Source organism: Pseudomonas sp. MWU13-2862 (assembly GCF_023242495.1).
In the GTDB taxonomy this organism is placed as follows: domain Bacteria; phylum Pseudomonadota; class Gammaproteobacteria; order Pseudomonadales; family Pseudomonadaceae; genus Aquipseudomonas; species Aquipseudomonas gingeri_D.
Genome location: NZ_JALMEZ010000021.1, coordinates 105262 through 112038, shown reverse-complemented (window position 1 = coordinate 112038; position 6777 = coordinate 105262). Strand labels below are relative to the sequence as shown.

Sequence of the window (6777 nt, the reverse complement as noted above, 5' to 3'; positions counted from 1 at the left end):
CGCGATCAACAAGGACGAAGACGCACCGATCTTCCAGGTCGCCGATTACGGCCTGGTGGCGGACCTGTTCGAAGCCGTACCCGAGTTCGAGAAGCTGGTCTGATCCAGCGGCTTGGCTTATAAAAGAACCCGGCCTTTTGGCCGGGTTTTTTTTGCAAGGGAGATTCACTTCATGGACAGGCTTCGCGCCGTTGCGCTGTCACTGCTGCTGGGCTTGCCCGTATTGGCCCCGCAGGCCCAGGCACTGGGCAAATGCGAGCGCCTGATCGTCACCGGCAGCCCGGATTCGCCGCCGTACCTGTGGCGCGATCCGCAGGACCCGGTGCACCTGATCGGCGCCAGTGCCGATCTGCTGCGCCAGGTGGCGGGGGAGTTGGGGCTCAAGGTCGAGGTGCTTTACGGCGGCAAACGTGCCCAGGCCCAGGAAGAGGTGCGCAGTGGGCGTATGGATCTGCTGGTGGATGCGCCCATCGCCCTCGATGAGCTGGATTCGCTGGACTACGTCCACCCGGCGCTGGTGCGCAACGACTTCCTGGTCTGGACCCGCAAGGATTCGCCGCTGCTCTACAGCAGCGCCGAGGACTTGCGCGGGCACACCGGGGCGATCTCGGAAAAGGCCCGGCTGACCCAGCCGTTCAGCACTTTCAGCAAGGAGCGCCTGACCCTCCAACGTACGCCGGCCTTGACCCCGGCTTTCCATAAGCTGCTGCTGGGCGAGGTCGACTACGTGCTGGCCGGGCGTTATGCCGGCATGGTCACGACCCAGGCCCTGGGCATGGCCAACGACCTCAAGGCCTATCCGCAACCGGTCGACCAGCCCGGTCTGTTTCTCGCCGTTTCCCACAACTCGGCCTGCAATGATCCCTGGTTGCGCGGACAGTTGGCGAAAAAGATGACAGAATTGCCCGCCTCCGGCCTGACCGAAGCCGCGCTGCAGCGCAATCTGGAGCGTTGGAAGGCGCAGTTGCAACCGGTCAGCGCCCCAAAACCGTAGGGATTTTTTTGTGAGTATTCGACCTCTATTTGCGGCCCTGGCCGTGCTGGCGCTGGCGGGTTGTGCCACCGACCCGGCGCCGAACGAGCAGATGCGCCTGACCGAGCGCGCCATCGCGCAGGCCCATGCCGTCGGGGCCAACGCCAACGATGTCCCTGAGCTGAAAATGGCCGAGGACAAGTTCCGCCGTGCCAAGGCCAATATGCTCGAGGATGCTTTCCGTGGTGCCCGGCGCAAGTCTGAACAGGCCGAGCTGGATGCACGCCTGGCCGAAGCCAAGGTCCTGACCGAGAAGAGCCAGGAGCAGGTCACGCTGCTCAACACCCGCATCACGCGTCTGCACAAGCAACTGGAGGCGGCTCAATGATCTATTCGAGCGCAAGGGTGGGCGGCCTGTTGTTGCTGGCCTGTGTCGGTTTGTACGGTTGCGCCGGCCAGAACGACAGCGAGGCGGCCTTGCAGGCGGCGTCGGCGAGCTTCCAGAAGGTCAAGGAAGACGCCAATGTGCTGCGTTACGCGCCCAAGGACGTGATCCGTGCCGGTGAATCCCTGTCCCGGGCCGAGCGCCTGTCCGGCTATCTGGGCAGCGCCGGTGATGTCGAACACTACGCCTACCTGAGTGAGCGCTACGCCGACATTGCCCGTGAACACACCGAAACCGCGTTGAACCAGGAGCGGGCGGCCAAGCTGGAACTGGAGCGTCAGCGCCTGCAACTGGCGTTGCGCGAAAGCAAATTGCTCAGCGTGCAGCAGCAGGGCAAGTGGGTAGAAGAGCAGATCGCCAGCCTGACCAGTAACCAGAAGGATCGCGGTCTGGTGATGACCCTCGGCGATGTGCTGTTCGACACCGGTGAGGCGGAACTGAAGAACTCGGCCAACCGCACGGTGCTCAAGCTGGTGCAGTTTCTCCAGCTCAACCCACGGCGCGTTGTGCGTATCGAGGGTTATACCGACAGCACCGGCGATGCCGACGGCAACCTGAAACTGTCCCGCGAGCGCGCGCAGTCGGTGGCCGATATGCTGGTGGACCTGGGGATCGACGAGAAGCGCATCCAGGTTGAAGGTTATGGCGACCAGTACCCGGTGGATGTGAACGCCACCGAGCGTGGACGGGCGCAGAATCGTCGGGTCGAGATTGTCTTTTCCGATGAGAAAGGCCAGCTGGGCGCGGCGCGCTGACGGCGGGACGCTTCCCCCGAAAACCCGGCGTCCACAAAAACGCCGGGTTTTTTATTGTGCGCCAGGCATGGCGCGTTGCGCGCAAGCGCAACCCGCTTGGCTGTGGTGGCCTCGCTGGTGGCTTGGAGGCGAACGTCCTCTACACGCCCGGCAAGGGGAAGTGTTAGCCAGAGGCAAGGGGCATTGGCTACTCAACCCTTGCATTCCTATTGCTCCGAGATGGCGTCTGAAGCAAGTCAGCCAGTTTCACGGCCGTCTTCGCCTCGTCGAGTGGCGTGTACACGATGAGTTTCATGTCTGGCTGATCGGAAACGACCAGGCTGGTGTATTCAAACGTCATGCGACCGCCCACCGGGTGCTTGATGCGCTTGTGTCCGGTAAAGGGCCGCTGCACGTCGTGCCTGGGCCACCAGTCTCGGAACTCGCGGCTGGCTTTCATCAGCGTGGCAATCAACCGCTCGAACTCGGGATCGCCGGCATAACGGGCACTGTCGGCACGGAACATGGCCAGCGCCGCCGGTGCGAGTTTGTCCCAATCGACCAGCAAACGACGGTGCGCCCCGTTGGCAAAGACGAGATGCATGATGTTGCGCTCGTCGCCTTGAAGCTTGCCATAGTCGCCAAACAGTACCTCGGCCGCACGGTTCCAGGCGAGCACGTCCCAGCGACGGCCCAATACATAGGCAGGTTGCCCCGTCAGGCTATCGAGCATCCGTCGCAACGGCTCCTCGACCCGTTCGGGACCTGTCAAGGCGGCCTCCGGCGGCGGCCGGTTGTTCAGGACGAAAAGATGCCTCCGTTCGGCGGGATCGAGCTTGAGCGCGTCGGCAAGTGCCGATAGCACTTCAACCGAGGGATGCACATCACGTCCCTGTTCGAGCCACGTATACCAAGTGGTTCCTACGCCCGCGAGCAATGCAACCTCTTCGCGCCGCAGCCCTGGTGTTCGCCGGCGGAATCCTTCAGCCAGCCCGACGTTGGCAGGCGTCAGCTTTTCGCGGCGGGAACGCAGGAAGGCTCCGAACTCGCGGCGACGAATTTCAGAGGTGGTCGGAAGATCGCTCATCTCCTCAGCATAGCAGTATCGATACCATGATAGGTCGGGAACTGTTTGTGGTATCGGGATCGGGGAACAATGCCAGCAACGCTATTAAGTTCAATAGAGGTTGGCAGCATGGAGCTAAAAGAAAAGACGATATTGATTACAGGATCTACGGATGGCGTCGGGCGTCGGGTTGCCCAACGGCTCGCAAAGTCAGGTGCGACCGTATTGATCCATGGCCGCGACCGATTGCGGGCCGAGGGTCTGCTGACAGAGATCCGCAATTTAGGCGGCAGCGGAACTTTCTATCCGGCCGATTTTTCTTCGCGATCACAGGTGCGTGCACTGGCAGAAGCCATTCAACGTGACCATGGCCGTCTTGACGTACTTATCAACAATGCTGGAATCGGCGTTGGCGGTCCCGGTTCGTCGCGGGAGGTAAGTCGGGATGGCTACGAGTTGCGTTTTGCCGTGAACTATCTTTCCGGCTTCTTGCTAACGCGCCTTCTACTGCCGCTTTTGCAAAAGAGCCAACCCGCCAGAATCGTCAATGTTGCATCGGTGGGCCAGCAGTCCATCGATTTCGCCGACATCATGCTGACGAATGGCTACAGCGGTGCGCGAGCCTACTGCCAGAGCAAGCTCGCGCAGATCATGTTCACCTTCGATCTTGCCCGTGAACTGGACGGATCTGGGGTCGCGGCAAACAGCCTGCATCCGGCGACCTACATGGATACCGCCATGGTGCGCAAAGACGGTATCGCACCGATCAGCACCGTTGACGAAGGGGCCAATGCAATCCTCCATCTTGCTGTTGCCGGCGAGACGGAAGGAGTGAGCGGTCTGTATTTCGCTGGACTTCAGCCACGACGGGCCAACCCACAAGTCTATGACGCTGCCGCGCGTGAGCGCCTGCGGTCGATCAGTCTCGAACTTGTCGGCTTGCCGAAAGCCCATCCCGGCACATCAAGCGGCGCATAACGACTTCAGTCAGGCAACCGGTCTGACCCACCGTCGTCACGCATTTCATCTCTCAACCATTAGAAAAGGAAAAATCATGTCAATTCAACAACACACAGTCATCATCGGAGGATCGACCGGTATTGGTTTTGCGACCGCTCGCCAGCTTCTTGCCCTGGGCCACAAAGTCACGATCACAGGCCGTACCGAACAGCGATTGCAAGTGGCGAAGACTGAATTGGGCGGTGATCTTACCGTCCTCGTTCTTGATGCCGCTGACACGGGCAGCCTAGCCGATGCCTTCGCGGGCATCGGCGCATTCGATCACCTCGTACTGTCGCTTGGCAGCGGCAAAGGGGCCGGACCATTCGCATCTGTCAGCCTCGACGAAGTGCGGCAAGGTTTCGAGGAAAAGGTTTTCCCTCACTTTGCCACGGCACAGGCTGCGCTCCCCTCGTTGCGCAAGGACGGCAGTATCACCTTCATCTCGGCGGTGACCGCTCAGTCCGCCATGCCTGGGACAGCCGGGATCGGCGCAGCTAACGCAGCGGTTGCCGCACTGGTCCCTATCCTCGCCGCGGAGTTGCGTCCTCTGCGGGTCAATGGAGTTTCTCCTGGTGTGATCGACACGCCCTGGTGGGATTTCCTGACGGACGAGCAGAAAGCTCCCGTTTTTGCCGACTATGCCGCCAAGACGCCCGTCGGGCGCGTGGGGCAACCGCAAGACGTTGGGCAGGCCATCGCTTTCCTCATCTCCAATAGTTTCATCAGCGGGGACATCATCACTTGTGATGGTGGGTTGCGCTTAGGCAGCTAACGCATGCGGCCCGGACGCTAGCGTCGCGCTTCATCACGCTAGCACAGGGGCTGGCATTTCAGGTGCAGAGCAGGGGTCAGCAGTTCGCGCGGCGTACCCGGGGCAGTACGCCGCAATCGTAAGCGGTAATCAGATTTACCAGGACGAGCACCCGCGTTGGCAGAACACGTTCAATGGCTTGCAGACCGCAATGCAGATGCCCGTACAGTTTTACTTCTCTTGTCACTGTATTGTCGACTATTGTAGAAACTGTGCCAGTACACTTTTGAACTGTTCCGGTATCGTTGCTTCCAAGAATAAAAATGCCGTTGAAACCGAGTGCCGCTTCATGACCAACCTATTGCTCTACCAACGTATTGCGCAGCAGCTCGCCGAGGATATCCGGCGGGGCGTCTATCAGCCGGGTGAGCGGGTGCCGTCGGTGCGCAAGATGAGCTCGCAGCTCAATGTCAGCCACGCCACGGTGCTGCAGGCCTATGCCAACCTGGAAGACCAGGGGCTGATCCGCGCGCGTCCGCAATCGGGCTACTACGTCCACCAGACCCCGGCCCTGACCGCGCCTACGCCGGACATCGCCCGGGTCGAGCGACCAGGGCTGGTCACCCGCAGCAGCATCATCCAGCAGGTGCTGGTCGAGTCCCGTCGTGAAGGGGTGTTTCCCTTCGGTGCGGCGGTGCCGTCGGTGGATTACCTGCCGGTGCGCGCCCTGCACCAGCAATTGGCCAAGGTCACGCGCTTCCACAGCCCGCGGGCCTTCAGCTATATGTTCAGTCCCGGTTTCGAACCCTTGCGCCGCCAGGTGGCGATTCGCATGCGCGATGCCGGGGTGGTGATCGACCCTTCGGAAGTGGTGATCACCCACGGTTGTGTGGACGCCCTGCAAATGTCGTTGCGGGTGCTGACCCGGCCGGGCGACCTGATCGCCGCCGAATCGCCGACCTATTACGGTCTGCTGCAACTGGCCGATCTGCTGGGCCTGAAAGTCATCGAGATTCCCAGCGACCCGTCCACCGGCATGAGCCTGGAGGCCCTGCAACTGGCGGCCAACCAATGGTCGATCAAGGCCCTGGTCCTGACTACCCGCCTGAGCAATCCATTGGGTGGGACCATGCCGGAAGAGCGGCAGAAACAGTTGCTGCGCCTGGCCTCGGACTTCGATATCCAGATCGTCGAAGACGATATCTATGGCGAACTGATGTTCGAAGTCGGCCGGACCAAGGCTCTCAAGGCCTATGACCGACTGGACCGGGTGATCTACTGTTCGAGCTTTTCCAAGACCCTGTCCCCCGGCGTGCGCATCGGCTGGATGATCGCCGGCAAGTTCCAGCAGGAAATCCAGCGCTTGCAGACCTTCAGTACCCACTCGGCGTGCAGCGTGACGCAGATGGCGGTGGCGGCCTACCTGGAGAACGGCGGCTATGACCGACACCTGCGTTATATCCGCCAGGAGTACCGGAAGAACCTGAGTGCCTTTCAATTGGCGGTTCAGCAGTTCTTCCCGGAAGGGACGCAGATGACCCGGCCCACCGGCGGCTTCATTCTGTGGGTCAGCCTGCCCGGACGGGTCAACACCCAGGAGTTGCATGTGCGGGCGCTGCAGCAGGGCATCAGTATCGCCCCGGGGTTGATCTTCAGTAACACCGAGCAATTCAACCACTGTATCCGGCTCAACTGCGGGATCCCCTGGAACCGCGAGGCCGAACGGGCATTGATGACCCTCGGCATGCTGGCCAGCCAGCTGTGCCAGGAGACCGCGGCGGGGCTTTTGTAACGGGATGGCTACAG

General features: G+C 61.3%; 7 protein-coding genes and 1 pseudogene. 7 read left to right on the top strand and 1 reads right to left on the bottom strand.

All coding sequences use genetic code 11. The features are described 5' to 3' along the window. The 4 genes and pseudogenes from M5C56_RS29490 to M5C56_RS29475 form a co-directional block, all read left to right on the top strand. A pseudogene (locus M5C56_RS29490) lies at positions 1–103 on the top strand (electron transfer flavoprotein subunit alpha/FixB family protein); the annotation flags it as partial. A gap of 69 nt (positions 104–172) precedes the next feature. Continuing rightward, the gene (locus M5C56_RS29485; protein ID WP_103499498.1) at positions 173–994 is read left to right on the top strand and encodes a transporter substrate-binding domain-containing protein; all 822 of its coding nucleotides are present in this window, start codon (positions 173–175) and stop codon (positions 992–994) included. A 10-nt stretch (positions 995–1004) separates the two neighbouring features. Further along, positions 1005–1361 carry a DUF4398 domain-containing protein gene (locus M5C56_RS29480; protein ID WP_103499497.1) on the top strand — a complete coding sequence of 119 codons (357 nt, stop codon included), beginning with the start codon at positions 1005–1007 and terminating at the stop codon, positions 1359–1361. Further along, positions 1358–2173: an OmpA family protein gene (locus M5C56_RS29475; RefSeq protein WP_103499496.1), complete on the top strand. Its 816-nt coding sequence runs from the start codon at positions 1358–1360 to the stop codon at positions 2171–2173. Before M5C56_RS29480 ends, M5C56_RS29475 begins: the two co-directional genes overlap by 4 nt. A gap of 187 nt (positions 2174–2360) precedes the next feature. On the opposite strand, the gene M5C56_RS29470 is transcribed toward M5C56_RS29475, so the two are convergent. Further along, a complete protein-coding gene (locus tag M5C56_RS29470; protein ID WP_103499495.1) occupies positions 2361–3239 on the bottom strand; it encodes a helix-turn-helix transcriptional regulator in 879 nt (292 codons plus the stop codon). 108 nt (positions 3240–3347) lie between these two features. Here M5C56_RS29470 and M5C56_RS29465 point away from each other — a divergent pair, with 108 nt between their 5' ends. The 3 genes from M5C56_RS29465 (at position 3348) to M5C56_RS29455 (ending at position 6763) form a co-directional block, all read left to right on the top strand. Next, complete coding sequence (locus tag M5C56_RS29465) at positions 3348–4196, top strand: SDR family NAD(P)-dependent oxidoreductase (protein WP_103499494.1); 849 nt, start codon at positions 3348–3350, stop codon at positions 4194–4196. Between the two features lie 76 nt (positions 4197–4272). Further along, positions 4273–4992, top strand: coding sequence for an SDR family oxidoreductase (locus tag M5C56_RS29460; protein ID WP_103499493.1), 720 nt, complete (start codon positions 4273–4275; stop codon positions 4990–4992). 328 nt (positions 4993–5320) lie between these two features. Next, entirely contained in the window at positions 5321–6763 is a 1443-nt protein-coding gene (locus tag M5C56_RS29455) for a PLP-dependent aminotransferase family protein (RefSeq protein ID WP_100940706.1), read from the top strand. Positions 6764–6777 lie beyond the last annotated feature (14 nt).

Excerpts from the sequence above, each read along its gene's own strand:
- M5C56_RS29455 (WP_100940706.1), top strand. The coding sequence starts at position 5,321 with ATGACCAACCTATTGCTCTACCAACGTATTGCGCAGCAGCTCGCCGAG.
- M5C56_RS29475 (WP_103499496.1), top strand. The coding sequence starts at position 1,358 with ATGATCTATTCGAGCGCAAGGGTGGGCGGCCTGTTGTTGCTGGCCTGT.
- M5C56_RS29485 (WP_103499498.1), top strand. The coding sequence starts at position 173 with ATGGACAGGCTTCGCGCCGTTGCGCTGTCACTGCTGCTGGGCTTGCCC.
- M5C56_RS29470 (WP_103499495.1), bottom strand. The coding sequence starts at position 3,239 with ATGAGCGATCTTCCGACCACCTCTGAAATTCGTCGCCGCGAGTTCGGA.
- M5C56_RS29465 (WP_103499494.1), top strand. The coding sequence starts at position 3,348 with ATGGAGCTAAAAGAAAAGACGATATTGATTACAGGATCTACGGATGGC.
- M5C56_RS29460 (WP_103499493.1), top strand. The coding sequence starts at position 4,273 with ATGTCAATTCAACAACACACAGTCATCATCGGAGGATCGACCGGTATT.